Annotated in this window: 17 protein-coding genes and 6 tRNA genes; 18 read left to right on the top strand and 5 right to left on the bottom strand. The window is 68.0% G+C overall.

Annotated features, from left to right (window positions below; translation table 11 throughout):
• Window positions 1-252: 252 nt before the first annotated feature.
• A complete protein-coding gene (locus tag ACZYX4_RS11270) occupies window positions 253-1,101 on the bottom strand; it encodes a cytochrome (RefSeq protein WP_463875845.1) in 849 nt (282 codons plus the stop codon).
• A gap of 105 nt (window positions 1,102-1,206) precedes the next feature.
• Window positions 1,207-1,278, bottom strand: a tRNA-Val gene (locus ACZYX4_RS11265).
• Window positions 1,279-1,595: 317 nt separating this feature from the next.
• Between ACZYX4_RS11265 and ACZYX4_RS11260 the strand changes: the two genes are divergently transcribed.
• The 6 genes from ACZYX4_RS11260 (at window position 1,596) to ACZYX4_RS11235 (ending at window position 2,596) form a co-directional block, all read left to right on the top strand.
• Window positions 1,596-1,668, top strand: a tRNA-Gly gene (locus tag ACZYX4_RS11260).
• A gap of 45 nt (window positions 1,669-1,713) precedes the next feature.
• Window positions 1,714-1,784, top strand: a tRNA-Cys gene (locus tag ACZYX4_RS11255).
• A gap of 39 nt (window positions 1,785-1,823) precedes the next feature.
• A tRNA-Val gene (locus ACZYX4_RS11250) sits at window positions 1,824-1,898 on the top strand.
• Between the two features lie 56 nt (window positions 1,899-1,954).
• A tRNA-Gly gene (locus tag ACZYX4_RS11245) sits at window positions 1,955-2,027 on the top strand.
• Window positions 2,028-2,065: 38 nt separating this feature from the next.
• Window positions 2,066-2,137, top strand: a tRNA-Val gene (locus ACZYX4_RS11240).
• Window positions 2,138-2,326: 189 nt separating this feature from the next.
• A complete protein-coding gene (locus ACZYX4_RS11235) occupies window positions 2,327-2,596 on the top strand; it encodes an antitoxin (protein ID WP_463875843.1) in 270 nt (89 codons plus the stop codon).
• Between the two features lie 214 nt (window positions 2,597-2,810).
• Here the strand turns inward: ACZYX4_RS11235 and zapE are convergent, their stop codons facing one another.
• Complete coding sequence (gene zapE, locus ACZYX4_RS11230; protein WP_463875841.1) at window positions 2,811-3,848, bottom strand: cell division protein ZapE; 1,038 nt, start codon at window positions 3,846-3,848, stop codon at window positions 2,811-2,813.
• Between the two features lie 229 nt (window positions 3,849-4,077).
• On the opposite strand from zapE, the gene ACZYX4_RS11225 reads away from it, so the two are divergent.
• From ACZYX4_RS11225 to ybaK, 3 genes are all read left to right on the top strand, one after another.
• Window positions 4,078-4,995 carry a sulfurtransferase gene (locus ACZYX4_RS11225; protein ID WP_463875839.1) on the top strand — a complete coding sequence of 306 codons (918 nt, stop codon included), beginning with the start codon at window positions 4,078-4,080 and terminating at the stop codon, window positions 4,993-4,995.
• Window positions 4,996-5,051: 56 nt separating this feature from the next.
• Window positions 5,052-5,510 carry a SufE family protein gene (locus ACZYX4_RS11220; protein WP_463875837.1) on the top strand — a complete coding sequence of 153 codons (459 nt, stop codon included), beginning with the start codon at window positions 5,052-5,054 and terminating at the stop codon, window positions 5,508-5,510.
• A 63-nt stretch (window positions 5,511-5,573) separates the two neighbouring features.
• Window positions 5,574-6,071 carry a Cys-tRNA(Pro) deacylase gene (gene ybaK / locus ACZYX4_RS11215; RefSeq protein ID WP_463875835.1) on the top strand — a complete coding sequence of 166 codons (498 nt, stop codon included), beginning with the start codon at window positions 5,574-5,576 and terminating at the stop codon, window positions 6,069-6,071.
• On the opposite strand, the gene ACZYX4_RS11210 is transcribed toward ybaK, so the two are convergent.
• Window positions 6,068-7,390, bottom strand: coding sequence for an alpha/beta hydrolase family protein (locus ACZYX4_RS11210; protein WP_463875833.1), 1,323 nt, complete (start codon window positions 7,388-7,390; stop codon window positions 6,068-6,070). The genes ybaK and ACZYX4_RS11210 overlap by 4 nt on opposite strands.
• A gap of 120 nt (window positions 7,391-7,510) precedes the next feature.
• Here ACZYX4_RS11210 and ACZYX4_RS11205 point away from each other — a divergent pair, with 120 nt between their 5' ends.
• The 9 genes from ACZYX4_RS11205 (at window position 7,511) to ACZYX4_RS11165 (ending at window position 17,996) form a co-directional block, all read left to right on the top strand.
• Window positions 7,511-7,999, top strand: coding sequence for a hypothetical protein (locus tag ACZYX4_RS11205; RefSeq protein ID WP_463875831.1), 489 nt, complete (start codon window positions 7,511-7,513; stop codon window positions 7,997-7,999).
• A 14-nt stretch (window positions 8,000-8,013) separates the two neighbouring features.
• Window positions 8,014-8,526, top strand: coding sequence for a peptide-methionine (R)-S-oxide reductase MsrB (gene msrB / locus ACZYX4_RS11200; RefSeq protein ID WP_463875829.1), 513 nt, complete (start codon window positions 8,014-8,016; stop codon window positions 8,524-8,526).
• A 247-nt stretch (window positions 8,527-8,773) separates the two neighbouring features.
• Window positions 8,774-10,171, top strand: a complete 1,398-nt coding sequence (locus tag ACZYX4_RS11195) for a DUF6421 family protein (protein WP_463875827.1) — start codon at window positions 8,774-8,776, stop codon at window positions 10,169-10,171.
• Window positions 10,168-10,947 (top strand): SDR family oxidoreductase, encoded by a 780-nt coding sequence (locus ACZYX4_RS11190; protein WP_463875825.1) that lies wholly within the window; start codon window positions 10,168-10,170, stop codon window positions 10,945-10,947. The genes ACZYX4_RS11195 and ACZYX4_RS11190 overlap by 4 nt, the downstream gene beginning before the upstream one ends.
• A 63-nt stretch (window positions 10,948-11,010) precedes the next feature.
• Window positions 11,011-12,099, top strand: a complete 1,089-nt coding sequence (locus ACZYX4_RS11185; RefSeq protein WP_463875864.1) for a threonine aldolase family protein — start codon at window positions 11,011-11,013, stop codon at window positions 12,097-12,099.
• 99 nt (window positions 12,100-12,198) lie between these two features.
• On the top strand, window positions 12,199-12,849 hold the full coding sequence (locus ACZYX4_RS11180; RefSeq protein WP_463875862.1) for a DUF3000 domain-containing protein: 651 nt from the start codon (window positions 12,199-12,201) through the stop codon (window positions 12,847-12,849).
• 85 nt (window positions 12,850-12,934) lie between these two features.
• A complete protein-coding gene (locus ACZYX4_RS11175; protein ID WP_463875823.1) occupies window positions 12,935-14,332 on the top strand; it encodes an HRDC domain-containing protein in 1,398 nt (465 codons plus the stop codon).
• A 173-nt stretch (window positions 14,333-14,505) separates the two neighbouring features.
• Window positions 14,506-15,819, top strand: coding sequence for a thiolase family protein (locus tag ACZYX4_RS11170; RefSeq protein ID WP_463875821.1), 1,314 nt, complete (start codon window positions 14,506-14,508; stop codon window positions 15,817-15,819).
• Window positions 15,816-17,996, top strand: coding sequence for a 3-hydroxyacyl-CoA dehydrogenase NAD-binding domain-containing protein (locus ACZYX4_RS11165; protein ID WP_463875819.1), 2,181 nt, complete (start codon window positions 15,816-15,818; stop codon window positions 17,994-17,996). The genes ACZYX4_RS11170 and ACZYX4_RS11165 overlap by 4 nt, the downstream gene beginning before the upstream one ends.
• Window positions 17,997-18,262: 266 nt before the next feature.
• On the opposite strand, the gene ACZYX4_RS11160 is transcribed toward ACZYX4_RS11165, so the two are convergent.
• Window positions 18,263-19,240, bottom strand: coding sequence for an aldo/keto reductase (locus tag ACZYX4_RS11160; RefSeq protein WP_463875817.1), 978 nt, complete (start codon window positions 19,238-19,240; stop codon window positions 18,263-18,265).
• Between the last annotated feature and the right edge of the window lie 8 nt (window positions 19,241-19,248).

The raw sequence follows: 19,248 nt of genomic DNA, 5'->3' as shown, positions 1-19,248 counted from the left end.
GGCATCCCCTGGTTCATCCCGCCACCCCACATCGACCCACGCCAAAAACCCCGACGCAACTACTACTTCCGCCCCGCCAATCCCGGCACCGCCGCCTGACCCCTGCGGTCGCGGGTCACGCGGCTGGGACCGGAAGTGATCTCGAAGGGCCGCCGGCGACGTCCACCGGCACAGGCGGGACACCGGAGCTGCCATTGGCTGACGCCGGCCGACGGCACGCCTATGCGGCCGGCCGCGTCGTCCACATCGGGACTATCGGGTGAGTGGCGGCGGCGCCAGTGGGAGCAGTGCCGTTCCGGCAGCTGTGGTGTCGGCGGACATTTCCCAGACGCGCCGCAGGGCGCAGAACTTCCACCAGTGGTGCTTCAGGACATCCGGGTTGGCGCGCAACGGGCGGACTTCGGTCTCACCGATCGCTACCGCCAGCAAGATCGGGGATTCACCGTGCTGCCACGCTTCCCACTCCCCCGCCACCGGGTCCACAAGGCTTTCCTCGGCCTTCATGCCGGCCACGAGCTGCATCACGACCTTGTCATCCAGCGGTTTGACGGTGCCGTCGCGGCTGGTGCCCTTGGTCTTGTAGTCGATGACGCAGGTCCGGCCGTTGATCTTGGCAACAAGGTCCAGGGTGCCCGCGTAGCCGACGGTCTTGTTCCAGACGGTAATTTCCGGGGTGATCGGCTCCACCTGGAAGAGTTCCCACCACTCGTCGAAGCGTGCCGCGAAGGCTTCCTCACCGTTGGCGGCGAGGGCTTCGCGGGTTTCCTTCATCTGGTGCGGGCGGCCCAGGGCACGCAAGGCAACCTGTTCGCAGTAGTTATGCACGCGGTCCCCGCGCTTCGCCGCGTCGTCGCGGTAGGTCTCCGCCGCCTTGGCCGCGCGGCTCACTGCCTGGCGCACCTTGGCGGGGCTGCCGAGAATGCCGGGCAGGGTCGGGTCCTGGGCGAGGCTGTTGGCCCCCATGTAGCCAAACCAGCCGTCCAGGCCGTGGGGCTGCTGGCTGATCACTGTGGTGATGGAAGGCACGGAGAACTGCTCCGAGGTGGAGCGGGCGTACATCCGGCCGTAATCCGTGGCGTGGGCAAGAAGTGGGGCGGTCATGGCAAGACTCTTTCACGGGGCTCTGACAGTGGGGCAACAGCGGGCCGGCTGCACTAACAACAATGGTCCGCCCCGCTCGGTGAGCGGAACGGACCATTTCCTGGGTGGGCGATACTGGGTTCGAACCAGTGACCTCTTCGGTGTGAACGAAGCGCGCTACCACTGCGCCAATCGCCCCAATGCCATTGAATGCTAGCCCACGCCGGCGGAATTTGAAAATCGGAGCGCTGTATTCCGCGTATGTCCCAGAATGCGTCCTCCGCTGGGGTGCCGGAGAACCGGGGCAGGCACCCGGGCCGTCCGGGAACCGCCGCCAAAACCAAGGCTAATTACAGGGCTGTAATTAGCAAGAACCGCTAGAACTCAAGGATGCAGCGGGTCCCGGCCTCCGTCGTCGTCGTCCCGATTTGTAAGTTCCCTGAACCTCCTATAGAGTTCTTACTCGTTGGAACGCGAGGAAATGCCGATTGCGGCGGGGAATTGCTGACAATAATGCGGACGTAGCTCAGCTGGTAGAGCACCACCTTGCCAAGGTGGATGTCGCGAGTTCGAATCTCGTCGTCCGCTCGCAGGACACTGTCACGGTAAGGTTCTTTGGAATCCTATCTACACGGTGGGTTGGCCGAGAGGCGAGGCAGCGGCCTGCAAAGCCGTATACACGGGTTCGAATCCCGTACCCACCTCGGTGAAAACCCTGGTTTCCGGTTTCGGCCGGATGCAAGGGGCGATTGGCGCAGCGGTAGCGCGCTTCCCTGACACGGAAGAGGTCACTGGTTCGATCCCAGTATCGCCCACCAGAGCAAGGCAACTTGCTTGATGCAGCACCACCGGCCCAGCCGGCATGGACTAAAATGCGGACGTAGCTCAGCTGGTAGAGCACCACCTTGCCAAGGTGGATGTCGCGAGTTCGAATCTCGTCGTCCGCTCTCTTCATGACACCTCCACTCCGGATCCTTCCGGTTGCGGGCGATTGGCGCAGCGGTAGCGCGCTTCCCTGACACGGAAGAGGTCACTGGTTCGATCCCAGTATCGCCCACTACAAGAGCAGCTCCCCGGAGCTGCTCTTTTTTGTGCCCTGCCGCCCCGCCCTGGGGGCCGTTATACCCTTTGCACCCGGCCCTGCAGCTTTTACCCTCTGGGCGGACAGCCTTGGCACTCCCGCAACCTCCCGCTAGGGTAGAAATCGCTAGGAGCGATCTGGCTCCGCGACCGAAGGGAGGTGCCCGTGGGTTTACTTGACGATCTAAAGGGCAAGGCTCAGCAATTAGTTGGTGGCAACGAACAAGCCATCAAGGACGGCATCGGAAAGGCCGGCGATTTCGTCGACTCGAAGACCGGCGGAAAGCACGCCGACAAGATCGATGCTGTGCAGCGGGGCGCTTCCAACTTCGTGGATAAGGCGAACAACCGGCCGAATACGCCGCCGGTCGCCGAGCAGAATCCCGTCGCCGGAGAGCCCCCCGTTGCCGGGGAACCCCGCCAGCCAGGCCTCTGACCCAGATACGTCAGCGAGGTGCCGGTCCCGCCGAGAGGTGGCGCCGGCACCTCCGGCGTTTAACGGCCGCCTAACGGCGTCTTAACGGCCGCCTAACGGCGTCTTAACGGCGCCTGAGGGCGTCTGAGTGCGCTCAACGAAGCAACGCGGGGTCACTTCCGGCCCATCCAGTACGTCAGGATGGGCCGTAGATGACCCCGCGTTGCCTTAAGCGTCAGGAGGGTTCGTGGTTCTGGCCTTCGCGGGCCAGGGCGGTGAGCCTGGAGACGGCGCGGAAATACTTCTTCATGTACCCGCCGGTCATCATTTCCTCGGTGAAGAGCTGATCGAACGGCACGCCGCTGGCCAGGATGGGCACGTCTTTGTCGTAAAGCCGGTCAGCGAGCACCACAAAGCGCAGCGCGACGGCCTGCTCGGTGATGGTGTGGACGTTCTTCCACACCACGCCCTCGATCCCGTCGAGCATCTGGCGGTACCGGCTCGGGTGGACGCCGGCCAGGTGGTTGATCAGGGTGCTGAACTCGTCGCGGGCCACCGTCTTGCCGTGGAACTCGCTCTGCATGTGGTGCGTCAGCTGATCGTTCGGCAGCGGCTGCGGCGCGGCGGGCAGGCCGCGGTGGCGGAAGTCCTCGCCATCGATCCGGACCACGTCGAACTGGTCCGCCAGCACCTGGATCTCCCGGGCGAAGTCGACGGCGGCAAAGCGGCCGTCGCCGAGGGAACCCGGCAGGGTGTTGGAAGTGGCCGCGAGCTTGACACCGGCGTCGGCCAGTTCCCGCATGAGGCGCGACATCAGCACCGTGTCGCCCGGATCATCGAGCTCGAATTCGTCAATGCAGACCAGTTTGTAATGACTCAGGGCCTCGACCGTCTTGCGGAAGGACAGCGCCCCGACCAGGTTGGTGTATTCGACAAAGGTGCCAAAGGCCTTGGGCCCCGGGGCTGCGTGCCACAGCGAGGCGAGCAGGTGGGTCTTGCCGACGCCGAAGCCGCCGTCGAGGTAGATCCCGGCGCGGGACATGTCCTTCTTGCCGAAGAGGCGCTTGAAGAGCCCGTCGCCGTCGCGCGCGCCGACGTTGGCCGCGAATCCCTCGAGCGCCCTGACCGCGGAGGCCTGGCTGGGCTGGGCCGGATCCGGCCGGTAGCTGGAAAACGAAACCTCACCGAAGCGCGATGACGGATAAAACCCGTTGAGGAGTTCATCCACTGAAACTGCCGGGGTGCGGGCGGCGAGCTTTTCGATCTGTACCAAGGTGGTCCGTTCTGCTGGTCTCTTGTCCCCAGAAAGAATACCGGCAATGCGCGGGATGCCCGTCGGCACACGTGGGGCGGGAGGGAAGCACGTGACGAAGACCATATTTCCGAGTGTGAACCCGGAGGGGCAATCCCGGCGGGGCGTGGCTAGTGTTGAAGGAGGCCCGGCGCCGCGCTCGATTCTTCCATGGCCCGGCCCCTGACCGTTGCAGTGAAAGGCCATCACCATGCCCTACCCCGTTGAACAGAACGACAAGTTCGCCGCCTACGCCCACCCGGAGCGGCTCGTGTCCACCGAGTGGCTGACCGCCGCGATCGACGCCGGCGCCCTCGCTGACGGAAAGCTCGTGGTGGTGGAGTCCGACGAGGATGTGCTGCTCTACGAGGTCGGCCACATCCCGGGCGCCGTGAAGATCGACTGGCACACGGACCTCAATGACGAGGTCACCCGCGACTACATCGACGGCGCAGCGTTCGCCGCCCTCGCCGCGGCAAGGGGGATCTCCCGCGACAGCACCGTCGTCATTTATGGCGACAAATCCAACTGGTGGGCAGCCTACGCCCTCTGGGTCTTCGAGCTCTTCGGCCATGAGGACGTCCGGCTGCTCGACGGCGGCCGGGACAAGTGGACCGCCGAGGGCCGCTCCCTCACCACGGACAAGCCCGTGATCACCCCCGGCAAGTACCCCGTCGCCGAGCGCAACGACGCCCCGATCCGCGCCTTCAAGGACGACGTGCTGGCCCACTTCGGCAAGCCGCTCATCGACGTCCGGTCCGCTGAGGAGTACTCCGGCCAGCGCACGCACATGCCCGCCTACCCCGAGGAAGGCGCCCTGCGCGGCGGACACATCCCCACCGCGGCCTCCATCCCGTGGGCCCGGGCGGCCGCCGAGGACGGCACCTACCGTACCCGCCCCGAACTCGAGGCGCTGTACCTGGGCGAGGCCGGGCTGAAGCCAGGCGACGACGTCGTGGCGTACTGCCGCATCGGCGAGCGTTCCAGCCACACCTGGTTCGCGCTGAAGTACCTGCTGGGCTTCGACACGGTCCGCAACTACGACGGTTCCTGGACCGAATGGGGCAACGCCGTCCGCGTCCCGATCGTGAAGGGCACCGAGCGCGGCACGGTCCCGGCCCCCGGATAGTCCCCGGGGACGGGCCGACCGGGACACAATCGCCGCGCGTGCGTAAGCTGGAGGAGATGAATACTGCTGCCCTCCCCACCGCACTGGCGGAAATTGTTGACGATTTCCAGGCCGTCACCGAGCCCGAACGGCTCCAGCTGCTGCTCGAGTTCTCCCGTGAACTCCCGGAGCTCCCGGACCGGCTCAAGGACCACCCGGAACTGATGGAGCGCGTGGTCGAGTGCCAGTCGCCGCTGTTCCTGACCATCGAAACGGAAAAGTCCGACGGCGGTGCTGCCGACAGCGTCCGGCTCTACTTCAAGGCACCGCCCGAAGCCCCCACCACCCGCGGCTTCGCAGGCGTGCTGCACGAGGGCCTCGACGGACTGAGCCCGGCCGAGATCCTGGCCGTTCCGGACGACATGCCGGAACTGCTGGGCCTCACCCGGGCCATCACTCCGCTGCGGATGCGCGGGATGACAGCGATGCTGGGGCGGATCAAGCGCAAGGTAGCTGCCCTCCCGCAGCAGCCCTGAGCGGCACCCAGCCACCCATCACCCAGGCATCCAGCCACCCGGCACTCAGGCATCCAGGTCAGAATGGCACGCAAGCAGGCTTCACAGGGAACCCCGGCCACTGCAGCACTGGCGGCCGCCGGGGTTCCTTTCGTTGCCCACCCCTACAGCCATGACCCGGCGGCCGCCAGCTACGGGCGCGAAGCCGCGGAGGTGCTCGGCGTCGATCCGGCCCGGGTGTTCAAAACACTGATGGTCGACGTCGATGGCCGGCTTGCCGTCGGCATCGTGCCCGTGAGCGGCAACCTGGATCTCAAGGCGATGGCGGCCGCGCTGGGCGGCAAGAAGGCAACCATGGCGGACCCGGCCGCAGCACAGCGCCGCACCGGCTATGTGCTCGGCGGCATCTCACCGCTGGGACAGCGGCAGCCCTCCCCCACGGTTGTGGATGACAGCGCCCTGGGCCTGGACGCCATCCTGGTGTCGGGCGGGCGGCGCGGACTGGACATCGAACTGAGCCCCGCCGAACTGATCCGGCTCACCGGGGCGCACACAGCGCGGATCGGCACCGGCAGGAACTAACCGGGAGCAGGCGCCTCGGGATCCTGCTGGCCCGGATTCGGGCGGGGCGCAATCTGCTGACCCAGCCAGGCTGCCACCAGCCGTTCCCAGCGCTCCGGATCCACGTTCCATTCCTTGGTGTGCCGGGCGCGGTCGAACATCTCAAAGGTGACAATCTCCGGGTTCTTCTCAGCCAGGGCAGCGGACGGGCCATAGGGGACATATTCGTCGTCGACGCTGTGGATGATCAGCGTTGGCGTCCGCAGTTCCACCGCTCGGGACACCCAGTCCATTGCTTTCAGGTCCACCGGCGCGGCAAGGCCGGTCAGCCGCCGGCCCAGCTTGTGGCTCATCATCAGTTGCCCGTACCGGCCCACCGCCGACGGGATCCGGTTGAGCTCGGCGTGGTGTGCCAGCACGTTCACCCAGTTGATGACCGGAGCGTCGAGCACCATGGCCCGGATCAGGTGGTGATAACGCGACAAGTCGGCGGTCTGGAGGCAGATGGCGCCGCCCATGGACCAGCCAAAGAGGACCACTTCACGGGCCCCCTGTTCCAGGGCAAAGCCGATGGCCGCCTCGACGTCGCGCCACTCGGTGGAACCCAGTCCGTAGCGTCCGTCCTGCGCCGAGGGCGCCTGGCCGTCATTGCGGTAGGTGATCAGCAGGCTGGACATGCCCAGTTCCCGGGCCGTCCGGACCGCGCGCAGGCATTCCTGCCGGCTCGCGCCGCGGCCGTGCACCATGATGGCCCAGATGCCGGATTCCTGCGGTGCCCGCACCAGCCAGGCCGGGGCGGCGCCGCCCTCGACCTCAATGTCCACCTCTTCCGACGCCAGGCCGATGCTGGCAGGGTCCGGGTAGGCGGCTCCGCTCAAGTATCCGCGGCGCGTCGTGCTGAGGTCCCCGCTGTAGACGGCCTCGACTTCCCGCTGCACCGTGCGCTCCGCCGGCGAATAGGACACGATCCGGCCGATCCGGGCGTGTCCCCGGCCGCCGTCAAAGAACAATCCGTAGACGCCCTCGACCGTTGCCTCGGGCGTGGCTGCAAGGATGACCTGCAGCCGGTGCCCGCCCCGGATGACTGCCAGTACCTCCTGGTCCTCTTCGCGCACCCGGGCGGGCGTGATCACGCGGCGGGCGAAATAGAGGGCAAGGGCGGAGGAACCGGCGGCGAGCAGTCCGGCCGCGGCGCTGCCGCCGATGATGCCGCCAAGCGCCCACTTGGCACTGCCCGGGACCGAAACTTCGCCGGCGGAGTCCGCGACGGCGCGGGCAGCCCGTCCACGGACGGTGGAGATCGTTTGCGGGTCCGGCAGGAGGCGTGAGGAGGAAGCCATGGCACCATTCTTACCGAACTCGCCCCGCGGAGTGGCATCCGTGGGCAGCAGGGACCGCCGGCGGCGGGCCTACGGGCTCCAATCCGCGCGGGCCTGCCGGCGCGCGGCTAGGCTGGGGTCATGAGTGATCCAATCGTCATCCTGACAGAAGAGCCCCTCGGCGCGGACGACCGCGTCAACATCGAAACCCTGCTCGCCGGGGGTGATGCACCGCTGGTGGTCCTGGTTCCGGCCAGCACGGAGCGGCACCTCCTGGTGGATTTTCTGGAGAACCTGTCCCTGCTGGAGATCTCCAAGGCCTTCCGTGAACTGACGGCACACGCCGACCCTGCCGGGGAACGGGCCGAAGCCGCTGAAACCCTGACGGTCTCCCTCGCGGCCCTGGCCGGACTCAGCAGCAGTGTGACCGGCGAAATCGTCGAGGGCAAGGCCGTCGACGGAATGGTCGACAGGGTCAGGGAACTCGGCGCCGGCCAGGCCGTGGTGATCACCCGCCCGCACGCCGTCGCCGATACCTTCCACACCGACTGGGCCACCAAGGCCCAGGACAAGCTGGGCCTGCCGGTCCTGCATCTGTACGCCGGATCGGGATTTATCGGGGACTCCTGAGCGTTGTTGAGGCTATGAGCATCTTTAGTAGCAGGCCAAAAGTTCCGCCCGTCGCCGCCCCCACCGGGTCCGACGCCGAAAGCGCCACAGAAGGCGGCACCGCGCCGGCTGGCACCGCGCCGACTGAAAAGACCGACGAGCAGTGGCGACAGGAACTGACACCCGAGGAGTACCGTGTGCTCCGCCAGGCGGGCACCGAGCGGCCCTACACCGGCGAGTACTGGGACAGCCACACCGCGGGCGTTTACCAGTGCCGCGCCTGCGGCTCGGACCTCTTCACCAGCCAGGAGAAATTCGACTCGCACTGCGGGTGGCCCTCCTTCTGGGCCCCGCTCGCGGACGGCACGGTCAGGTACATCCACGACCGCACCCTGGGGATGGAACGAGTCGAGGTCCGCTGCGCCACCTGCGATTCGCATCTGGGCCATGTCTTCGAGGGCGAGGGCTACGGAACCCCGACCGACCAGCGCTTCTGCATCAATTCCGTGTCCCTGAAGCTGGTCTCGGCGGACGACGCCCGGCAGTAGTCCCGCGCCAGGGCCGGATTTCACCCGGGGACCCCGCGGCGCCGCAACAGTGGCGCCGCGGGGTCCCCCTGCCTTCCGGGAGAGGCAGCCCCGCGGGCGCTGGAGCTGAACCGGGCCGCGCCACCCACTTGCCACAGTCTTCCTTATGCTCAAGCCGATTTTGCATTAGGGTTCCTGTTTGCTTGCTACGCTCGTCCTAATTACTGGCGAGCAACGCTCCCAGCACATAGAAAGGCGCCCGCTGACGATGACCACCACCGCTATCACCACCACTGCCCCGATCTCCGCCGGCTCCCCGGAATGGCTGCAGCTCAAAGCTGCCGCCACCGCGTTGCAGGCACTGCAGGTACAGGACGGCTCCGTCCCGGAGACCGCCAACCACGAGGCGGCCACGCGGCATGTCCGCACGATCACGGCGGCCATCGAGGCCCTGGCCCCGGCCTTTCCGCACGATGCCGGCTACCTCGCCCTCCTCGTGACGGACTTCGGCCGCTGGGCCGACGGCGGCTTCGGCGTGCCCGACTTCCTGGACTCCCTGCAGGCCTTCCAGCCGCAGCAGCACCGGATCAACGGTCTGCGGCACCTCGTGGTCTTCCCGATGTATACCCAGAACGGCAGCAGCAACCGCTTGGTCGAAGCCGTGCTGGTCGAAGTCATCTGGCCCGAGTTCATCGCCGGCCTGGAGGAGGGCGAATACTCCAACAAGCTCTTCGTCCCGATCCGCTTCCTCGACTTCACCCCCGGCTACAACACCAACTCCGCCGTGCTGTTCCCGGAAACCGTCGCCGTCCGCCACACCCCCACCTTCACCTGGGGCGCCATCTTCGCCGACCGCGAGGCGGCGCGCTTCCGCCGCGTGCTCCGCGCCGCCGCGGACATCACCTCGCTGCAGCTGCCGGCGGACGCCGCCAGCCTCCTCGAGGACCAGGAACTGACCCAGGAAACCTTCGTGATGTGGGACCTCATCCACGACCGCACCCACATGCGCGGCGACCTGCCTTTCGACCCGTTCATGATCAAACAGCGCATGCCCTATTTCCTGTACTCCCTCGAGGAACTGCGCTGCGACCTGACCGCTTTCCGCGAATCCGTGAAGATCGAAAAGGACGAGGACGCCGATCCCGAGGCCCGCCGGCACGCCAAGCTGGTCCAGTACGCGGTCATCTTCGACCGGATCTTCCGCTTCGCCATCACCGGCAGCCGGGTCCGCAACTACGACGGCCTCGGCGGCCAACTGCTGTTCGCGTGGATGCATCAGCACCACGTCCTGCACTGGACCGACAGCAAACTCAGCATCGACTGGGACGCGGCCGCCGACGTCGTGGTTGAACTCGGCGCCAGGATCGAGGAGCTCTACTGGCGCTCCATCGACCGGCCCAAGATGGCGCACTGGCTGGCCGCCTACGAGCTGATTTCCGGCACCGTGACGCCGAACCCGGCCTCGGTCTGGGCCAAGGGGCCGGACGCGCTGCCGCTGGCCGGCCCGCCGCGCGGACTCACCGACCAGGTGCTCGACGACGAGTTCCCGCTCTCGATGTTCTACGAGGCCCTCGAGAAGAAGATGCGCCCCGTGATCGAGTCCACGGCCGGCATCACCGGCACATCCGACACGGGCTCTGCAAACACCGTCATGAACGCCGGATGAGCGCCGGACGCCCCCTGAACGTCGTGGTCACGGGCGGCAGCGGCCCTTCGGGGATTGCCGCCGCCCGCGCACTGCGCAACGCCGGGCACACCGTCTTCACCGTGGGCTCAGACCGACCCCGGATTGAGAGTGCCGCCAGGGAAGCCGGCAGCGGCGTCACGCCTCTGGTGTGCGACCTCGCGGACCTCGCGGACGTCCGGTCGCTGTACACCGCGGTGCATGCCCGGCTGGCCGAAACGGGCGGATCCGTCGACGGCGTCATCCACCTGGTCGGCGGCTGGCGCGGCGCCAGGGGCATCACGGACCAGAGCGACGAGGACTGGGAGTTCCTGGAACGCGGTGCCATCACCACCCTGCGGAACGTCACGCGGGTCTTCTACGACGACCTCGCCGCCTCGGACGCCGGGCGCTTCGCCATGGTCTCCTCCACCGCCGCGGGCAAGCCGACGGCGGGCGGCGCCAGCTACGCGGCCGCCAAGGCCGCCGCCGAAGCCTGGACCCTGGCCGTCGCCGACGGCTTCCACCGCGGCCAGGCGGGGGCCGCCGGCTCCGGCACAGACGCCGCCCCCGCGGAACAACAATGTGCCGCGGTGGTCTTCGTCGTGAAGGCCCTCGTGGACGCGGCCATGCGGGCGAAGTCCCCGGAACGCAGCTTCCCCGGATTCACCGATGTGGAGGATCTGGCGGCTGCCGCCGTCGGGCTCTTCACCTCCCCCGCGGCAGACCTGAACGGCCAGCGGCTGCTGCTGGTCCCGGAATCCGGGCGAAGGCCCTGAGCCCGGACGCCGTACTTAGCCCTTGGGTCCGGACCTCCTTAGACTGAAAGAGTGAGCAAACCGATGACAAGCACAGTTCAAACTGCCCCTGCCAGCACTGCCGTGCGGCTCCACGATCCCTCGGTCCGCGGCTTTGCCTCGGACAACTACTCAGGCGTCCACCCCGAGGTGCTGGCCGCCCTGGCCGCCGCCAACGAGGGCCACCAGGTCTCCTACGGCGAGGACGACTACACCGCCCGGCTGCAGCAGTTGATGGAGGGGCACTTCGGCGAAGGAATCGAATGCTTCCCGGTCTTCAACGGCACCGGCGCCAACGTGTTGTCGCTGCAGTCCCTGCTCCCGCGCTGGGGCGCCGTCGTCTGCGCGTCGACCGCCCACATCAACATGGACGAGAACGGCGCCCCCGAGCGGATCGGCGGCATCAAACTGCTCCAGGTCCCCACGGCTGACGGCAAGCTCACCCCCGAGCTGATCGACAGGGAAGCCTGGGGCTGGGGCGACGAGCACCGCGCGCAGCCGCTGGCAGTGTCCATCACCCAGACCACCGAGCTCGGCACCTGCTACACCCCCGAAGAAGTACGGGCAATCGCGGAGCATGTCCATTCCAAAGGCATGAAGCTGCACATGGACGGCGCCCGGCTGGCCAACGCCGCCGCCCACCTGAACGTGCCGCTGCGGGCCTTCACCCGCGACGCCGGCGTGGACATCCTCTCCTTCGGCGGCACCAAGAACGGACTGCTCTTCGGCGAGGTCGTGGTGGCACTGAACCCGGCCGCAGCCCAGGGGCTGATCTACCTGCGCAAGATGAACATGCAGCTGGCCTCCAAGATGCGGTTCATGTCCGCCCAGTTCATCGCGCTGCTCGAGGGCGACCTGTGGCTGCGCTCCGCCTCGCACGCCAACGCGATGGCAGCCCGGCTGCGTGCCGGCGTCGAGTCCATCCCCGGCGTCGAACTGAGCCAGAAGACCGAGTCCAACGGCGTTTTCGCGATCCTGCCGGCCGGTGTTGCGGACCGGCTGCGTGAGTCCTTCCGTTTCTATGACTGGAACGAGGCGGCCCGCGAGGTCCGCTGGATGTGCTCCTTCGACACCACCGAGGCCGACGTTGATTCCTTCATCGCTGCCATCAGGCGCGAACTCGCTGCCGGCTGACCCTGGCGGCAGGAGCGCCGCCGCCCGGCCTGGTGAAAGCCGGACGGGGCAGCGGCGGCGAGCCTGCCGGGCTTGGGAGCGCCCGTTGCATAACCTTCCATTGTGAACGCACTCGACCAGGTTCCGGATGATTTTCTGTTTGCCTTGGGAACCCTTCGGCAGGCACGAACCCGCAATGAGCTGCGCCTGGAGGAGATCCCCGCGCCCGGACGGCTGGCACCGTTCTCCGTCGCCCTCGGGGCGGAAGTTCTCGCCCCCGGCGAGGTGACGCCCTCCGGTGCCGTGCACGGCCCTGCGGCCGCGGCCCTGGCCCGCGCTTCCGGAAGCGATGACATCGAGCTGGCAACCGGCCGCTTCATCCTGCTGCACGATCCCGAGGGATCCGCGGTCTGGGACGGCGAGTTCCGGGTCGTCACCTACATCCGCGCCCAGCTGGAGCCGGAAATGGGCAACGACGAAATGCTCGGCTCGGTGGCGTGGGCCTGGCTCGTCGAAGCCCTCGAAAACCATGCGGCACCGTACCGCTCGGCGGGCGGAACTGCGACGCGGGTGCTGTCCGAAAGCTTCGGAACCCTCGCGGACCGGCCCAATTCGATCGACATCGAACTCCGGGCATCCTGGACTCCGGCCACACCCGACATCACCTCCCACCTCGCCGCCTGGTCGGACATGGTCTGCACCTTCGCGGGCCTTCCCCCGCTGCCCGAAGGCGTCACGCCGCTGCTGCGCTGGCGCCGCGGACTGGCCTGAGATGCGACCCGCGAACCCGGGAACCCGCTCCGTTTTAGCGGATGCGCGGCCCTCGACACGGTGTTGTCGCTAAACTGAAGTCATCATGACCTCTCATATTCCGGAAATCACCACCGCGGGCGCGGCCGCCAACACAGTTCAAAACAAGACCGAGGCGGCTGACACCACAGCCCACATCGCGGTGGACGGCTTCGACAGCCTGGTCCCGGAGATCATCGACCTCGATGCACCCCGCGACGGCGTGCCGCTCGTCATCGAAACGCAGTCGGGCCTGGAACGCTGCGCCGCGGCCCTCGCCGCAGGCCACGGCCCTGCCGGGGTGGACGCCGAGCGGGCCTCGGGTTTCCGGTACGGCCAGCGCGCCTTCCTGGTCCAGATCCGCCGGGAGGGCTCGGGCACGTGGCTGATCGATCCCGAACCCTTCGGGGACCTGGCCATCGTCAACGACGCCCTGCGCGGCGTCGAATGGATCCTGCACGCGGCCAGCCAGGATCTGCCCTGCCTGTCCGAACTCGGAATGTGGCCGGACAAGCTCTTTGACACCGAGCTCGCGGCCCGCCTCGCCGGCCTTCCCCGCGTGGGACTCGCCGCCGTGATCGAACAGCTCCTGGGCTTTGGCCTCGCGAAGGAACACTCCGCGGCCGACTGGTCCACCCGTCCGCTGCCGGAACCCTGGCTGCGCTACGCCGCGCTCGACGTCGAGGTCCTGACCGAATTGCGCGAGGAACTCATTGAGCTCCTCGTCGCCGACGGCAAGCTGGACTTCGCTGAGCAGGAATTCGCCGCCATTCTCGAGGCCGGGCAGGCACCGCCCCGCGTCGACCCGTGGCGCAAAACGTCCGGACTGCACCAGATCCGCGACCGGCGCCAGCTGGCCGCGGTCCGTGAGCTCTGGCTCGAGCGCGACTCGCTGGCGCAGAAGCGCGACGTCGCTCCCGGCCGGCTCATCCCCGACTCCGCCCTCGTCGCCGCCGCCAAGGCCATGCCCGGCACCGTGCCCCAGCTGCTGGGCACCAAAGGCTTCCACGGCCGCGCGGCCCAACGTGAGGCGCCGCGGTGGCTGCGCTGCATCAGCACCGCCCGGACCATGGAGGAGCTCCCTCCCCTGCACCTGCCCACCAACGCTCCCCCGCCCCCGCGGGTCTGGGCCGACCGGGACCCGGAGGCCGCCGCCAGGCTCGCCACCGCCCGGCCGCTGCTGCAGGCCAAGGCCGAGGAGCTGAACATGCCGGTGGAGAACCTGCTGACGCCGGATTACCTCCGCCGCGTGTCCTGGCGTCCGCCGGTCGAGGCCAGCGAGGAAGGCATCGCCGAGGAACTGGCGAACCTGGGAGCCCGCCAGTGGCAGATCGAACTTGTCGCTTCCCTGATCGCGGAGGCCTTCCGGAATCCGCAGCCGCTGCCGGTCAAGGAAGCCAAAGCGGTTCCTGGTTCAGCTGACGCAGCCACAGATGCCGCCACAGCACCGGACACGGCGCACTAGGCCCGCCCGCCACGGCTCCCGGAACTTCTCCCCGGCCGCGCGGCACCGCACCCCTTGCCAGCTATGTTACTGACGAGTAACATGGTCTCTGATGTCGCCCGGTCCACTGCTGCCCCTGGCTCCTTCTGCCCGGGGCGCGGATCCGGCACCCATGTCTCGATGAGGAGTAGCACGTGAGCCAGCCCCCCAGCAGTGGAAATCACAGCAGCGGAAACAACAGCAGCGCGAATCGCCGCACCATCCGCGACGTCGTTTTTGTCGACGGCGTCCGCACCCCGTTCGGCCGCGCCGGCGAGAAGGGCATCTACGCCGGAACGCGCGCCGACGACCTGGTGGTCAAGTGCATCCGCGAGCTGATGCGCCGCAACCCGTCCCTGCCGGCCGAACGGATCGACGAAGTCGCCATCGCGGCGACGACACAAACCGGCGACCAGGGTCTGACCATCGGCCGCACCGCCGCCCTGCTGGCCGGTCTGCCGCGGACCGTGCCGGGCTTTGCGATCGACCGCATGTGCGCCGGCGCCATGACCGCGGTGACCACCACGGCGAGCGGCATCGGCTTCGGCGCCTACGACGTCGTGATCGCCGGCGGCGTCGAACACATGGGCAACCACCCGATGGGCGCCGGCGCGGACCCCAACCCGCGCTTTATGTCCGAACGGATCGTTGACCCGGCGGCCCTGAACATGGGCAACACCGCCGAGAACCTGCACGACCGCTTTCCCGCCATCACCAAGGACCGCACCGACGCCTACGCCGTCGCCTCCCAGGACAAGCTCGCGGCCGCCTACGCCAGGGACCAGATCCAGCCGGACATGGTGCCCGTCGCCACGATGAAACCGGGTCAGGGCTGGACCGTGAACACGGTGGACGAGCCGCCGCGGCCGGGCACCTCGGTGAACGACCTCGCCGCACTCAAGACCCCGTTCCGCGCCCACGGCCGGGTCACCGCCGGCAACGCCGCCGGACTCAACGACGGCGCCACCGCCGCACTGCTGGCCTCCGCCGATGCCGCCGAGGAACTGGGCCTGCCGGTCAAGATGCGCCTGGTCAGCTACGCCTTCGCCGGCGTCGAACCCGAAGTCATGGGCATCGGCCCGGTCCCTGCCACAGAAAAGGCCCTCAAGAACGCCGGGCTGGGCATCGCGGACATCGGACTGTTCGAAATCAACGAGGCCTTCGCCGTCCAGGTGCTCAGCTTCCTGGACCACTTTGGCATCGCCGACGACGACCCCCGCGTCAACCGCTACGGCGGGGCGATCGCCGTCGGGCACCCCCTCGCGTCCTCCGGCGTGCGGCTGATGAACCAGCTGGCCCGCCAGTTCGAGGAGGACCCCACGGTCCGCTTCGGCATGACCACGATGTGCATCGGCCTGGGCATGGGCGCCACCGTGATCTGGGAAAACCCGCACCACGCCGGCTACGGCACCGCCTTTGACCTCGACACCGTCCCCGCCACCACCACCGAGACTGGAGCCGCAGCATGAGCGCCGCCGATTTCCACAAGCTTGCCGACCTTTTCCCGAACGAGACCCTCACCCACTCCTACGTCCAGGACATCCAGCTGCCGGCGGTTGACGGCAAGAGCCCCGGCACCTTCGCCCTGGTCACGCTGGACAACGGCCTGGACCACTCCAAGCCCACCACCCTGGGCCCCAACACCCTGATCGAGCTCGGCACCGTCCTGGAAGGACTCAAGGGCCGTGCCGCCCGCGGCGAGATCGTGGGCGTCGGTGTCACCGGAAAGCCCTACTTCCTGGTCGCCGGCGCGGACCTGTCCACGATCAAGTCCGTCAGCGGCCGCGAACACGGCCTCTGGATGGCCCAGCTCGGCCACGACGTCTACTCGACGCTGGCGGACATGGGTGTGCCCAGCTTCTCCTTCATCAACGGCCTGGCCCTCGGCGGCGGGCTGGAGATCGCCCTGCAGTCCACCTACCGCACGGTGTCCACCGGTGCCGGGGCGCTGGCCCTGCCCGAGGCGTTCATCGGGCTCATCCCGGGCTGGGGCGGGGTGTACATCCTGCCGCGGCTGATCGGGCCGGAAAACGCCGTCAAGGTGATGATCGAGAACCCGCTGAGCAACAACCGGACGCTGACCGGGCCGCAGGCGTTCAAGCTGGGCGTGGCGGACGCGATCTTCGAGCCCGCCGACTTCGTTGAGCAGTCCGTCGCCTGGGCCGCGCAGGTCATCGCCGGCGCCGTGATCCCGGAACGGGCCAACGCCGTCGATCCCTCCGCCCCGGAGGTCATTGCCCGCTGGGAAGGCGCCGTCGCCGCGGGCCGGTCGTTCGTGGAGGCACGGACCTCCAACGCCTCGCCGGCGCCGGCCAAGGTCCTCGAGGTGATGGAAGCAAACCGCACGATGACGCAGGCCGAGTCCGCGGAACTGGAATGCGAATCCCTCGCGGACCTGATGCAGACCGATGAGTTCCGCTCCACCGTCTACGCCTTCCTGGACCTCGTCCAGCGCCGGTCCAAGCGTCCCGCCGGCGCCCCGGACCGCAAACTGGCCCGTCCGGTGACCAAGATCGGCGTCGTCGGCGCCGGCCTGATGGCCGGCCAGCTCGCCCTGCTCTTCGCCCGCCAGCTCAAGGTGCCCGTGGTGATGACGGACATTGACCAGGCCCGGGTGGACAAGGGCGTGGGCTACGTGCACGCCGAGGTGGACAAGCTGCTGCAGAAGGGCCGGCTCAGCCCCGACGCCGCCAACCGGACCCGGGCGCTCGTCACCGGATCGGTGTCGAAGGAGGCCTTCGCCGACGCCGACTTCGTCATCGAGGCGGTGTTCGAGGAGCTCAACGTCAAGAAGCAGGTCTTCAAGGAAGTCGAGGCGATCGTTTCCGCCGAGTGCATCCTCGCGACCAACACCTCCTCGCTGTCCGTCTCCGCCATGGCCGCGGACCTGGAGCATCCGGAGCGCCTGATCGGCTTCCACTTCTTCAACCCCGTCGCGGTGATGCCGCTGCTGGAGATCGTCCGTGTGCCGGAGACCGGCGACGCCGTGCTGGCCACCGCGTTCGAGCTCGCCAAGGGGCTCAAGAAGTCCGCCGTGCTGGTCAAGGACGCACCGGCGTTTGTGGTCAACCGTCTCCTGCTGCGCCTCATGGGCGAAGTGAGCGCCGCGTTCGACGAGGGGACCCCCGCCGACGTCGCGGACAACGCGCTGCGCCCGATGGGCCTGCCGATGACGCCGTTTGTCCTCGGCGCCATGGTGGGACTGCCGGTCGCGCAGCACGTCCAGGAATCCCTGCACGAGGCGTTCCCCGACCGCTTCACCGTCTCGCAGAACCTGCAGAAGCTGATCGACAACGGTGTGAAGTCCATCTGGTCCATGCAAAACGGGACTCCGGAGCAGGGCCCGGACGGCAAACCCTTCATCCCCGCCGAAACCCTGGCGATGATGTCCTTCGGCGACACGCCCTCCACCGGCGAGGAGGTGTTGCGCCGCACCCAGGACGCCCTCGCCCAGGAAATCGGACTCATGCTGGACGAAGGCGTGGTGGCTGGTCCCGAGGATATCGACCTCTGCATGATCCTCGGCGCGCGGTGGCCTATGTTCCTTGGCGGCATCACCCCGTACCTTGACCGGGTGGGCGCCTCCGAACGGGTCAACGGCCGGAAGTTCCTGGCGCCCGGTGTGGCGTCGGAACCGGCCGCCTGAGCCGGCTGCCTGAGCCGCTCTTGTTTCGAGCCTGATCCGCGGCTGCACCGCCCACCAGCGCCGCCGTCCGCACTCCCCACGAGTGCGGACGGCGGCGCTGCCGTGTCAGGGTCCGCTGGTGCCGGCCGGAAGTTCCTCGGCGCCCCGGTGGAAGTATCGCCGGGCCGGACGAGGGCCCCGAATCGGCCGGTGTTTCCAGCGCACCCCGGCCCGGGACCCTGCGGTGGCCCCGGCGAAAGGGCGTCAACCCGGAACCGGCAGTCAATCTAGAACAGCGCGACCTTCGGCGTCCGCGGGAAGATGTCGCCCAGTTCAGCAAGCTCCGCGGCGCTGGGAATCCAGGCCACGGCGGCGGCGTTCTGCACGACCTGCTCGGGCCGGGTGGCGCCGGCGATGACGCTGCTGACCGAGGGCTGGGCCGCGAGCCAGGAGAAAGCCACCTGGATCTCGTTCAGGCCGCGCTCTGCGGCGAAGGCGCTGAAGGCAGCCAGCTGGTCCCAGTCGGCGTCGGAGACCAGGTTGGTGCGGGTGTGGCTCAGGCGCGAGCCCTCGGGCGCGGTGTCCTTGGCGTACTTGCCGGTGAGCAGGCCGTTGGCCAGCGGGAAGTACGGCAGCACGCCCAGTCCGTAGGCTTCGGCGGCCGGAGTGACCTCGAGTTCGGCGCGGCGGTCCAGCAGGTTGTAGTGGTTCTGGCTGGAGATGAAGCGCGCTCCCCCGCGGGCGCGGGCCACGAATTCGGCCTCGGCGATCTGCCAGCCGGCACGGTTGGAATGGCCGATATAGCGGACCTTGCCGCTGGTGACGAGCTCGTCAAGGGCGGCGAGGGTCTCCTCGATCGGGGTCAGCGGGTCGGGGGTGTGGAACTGGTAGAGGTCGATCCAGTCGGTCCCGAGCCGGCGCAGCGAGGCCTCCGCGGCCGTGATGATGTAACGGCGGGAACCGCGGGCACCAAAGTCGTTCCCGTTGGTCCCGCGCATGTCGAGACCGAACTTCGTCGCGACGACGGCGTCGTCGCGACGATGGCGCAGGGCCTTGCCCAGCATCGTCTCGCTGAGGCCCGGCTCCCGGCCGTAGCTGTCGGCGACGTCGAAGAAGGTAATTCCGGCGTCCAGTGCCGAATGCACAACGGCGTCAGTCCCCTCCTGCGACTCGGTGGCCGTATTGGACCGGCCCAGATTGTTGCAGCCAAGCCCTACGACGGAGACGGTCAGTCCGGAATTTCCTACGCGGCGGTATTCAGTCATGGGGTTCA

The sequence above is a fragment of the Pseudarthrobacter leeuwenhoeki genome, from assembly GCF_055412885.1.
The sequence above is the reverse complement of the archived record's forward strand: the minus strand, read 5'-3'. Positions and strand labels throughout refer to the sequence as shown.

Excerpts from the sequence above, each read along its gene's own strand:
- ACZYX4_RS11270 (WP_463875845.1), bottom strand. The coding sequence starts at position 1,101 with ATGACCGCCCCACTTCTTGCCCACGCCACGGATTACGGCCGGATGTAC.
- ACZYX4_RS11225 (WP_463875839.1), top strand. The coding sequence starts at position 4,078 with ATGCCCTACCCCGTTGAACAGAACGACAAGTTCGCCGCCTACGCCCAC.
- ACZYX4_RS11220 (WP_463875837.1), top strand. The coding sequence starts at position 5,052 with ATGAATACTGCTGCCCTCCCCACCGCACTGGCGGAAATTGTTGACGAT.
- ybaK (WP_463875835.1), top strand. The coding sequence starts at position 5,574 with ATGGCACGCAAGCAGGCTTCACAGGGAACCCCGGCCACTGCAGCACTG.
- ACZYX4_RS11210 (WP_463875833.1), bottom strand. The coding sequence starts at position 7,390 with ATGGCTTCCTCCTCACGCCTCCTGCCGGACCCGCAAACGATCTCCACC.
- ACZYX4_RS11205 (WP_463875831.1), top strand. The coding sequence starts at position 7,511 with ATGAGTGATCCAATCGTCATCCTGACAGAAGAGCCCCTCGGCGCGGAC.
- msrB (WP_463875829.1), top strand. The coding sequence starts at position 8,014 with ATGAGCATCTTTAGTAGCAGGCCAAAAGTTCCGCCCGTCGCCGCCCCC.
- ACZYX4_RS11195 (WP_463875827.1), top strand. The coding sequence starts at position 8,774 with ATGACCACCACCGCTATCACCACCACTGCCCCGATCTCCGCCGGCTCC.
- ACZYX4_RS11190 (WP_463875825.1), top strand. The coding sequence starts at position 10,168 with ATGAGCGCCGGACGCCCCCTGAACGTCGTGGTCACGGGCGGCAGCGGC.
- ACZYX4_RS11185 (WP_463875864.1), top strand. The coding sequence starts at position 11,011 with ATGACAAGCACAGTTCAAACTGCCCCTGCCAGCACTGCCGTGCGGCTC.
- ACZYX4_RS11175 (WP_463875823.1), top strand. The coding sequence starts at position 12,935 with ATGACCTCTCATATTCCGGAAATCACCACCGCGGGCGCGGCCGCCAAC.
- ACZYX4_RS11165 (WP_463875819.1), top strand. The coding sequence starts at position 15,816 with ATGAGCGCCGCCGATTTCCACAAGCTTGCCGACCTTTTCCCGAACGAG.
- ACZYX4_RS11160 (WP_463875817.1), bottom strand. The coding sequence starts at position 19,240 with ATGACTGAATACCGCCGCGTAGGAAATTCCGGACTGACCGTCTCCGTC.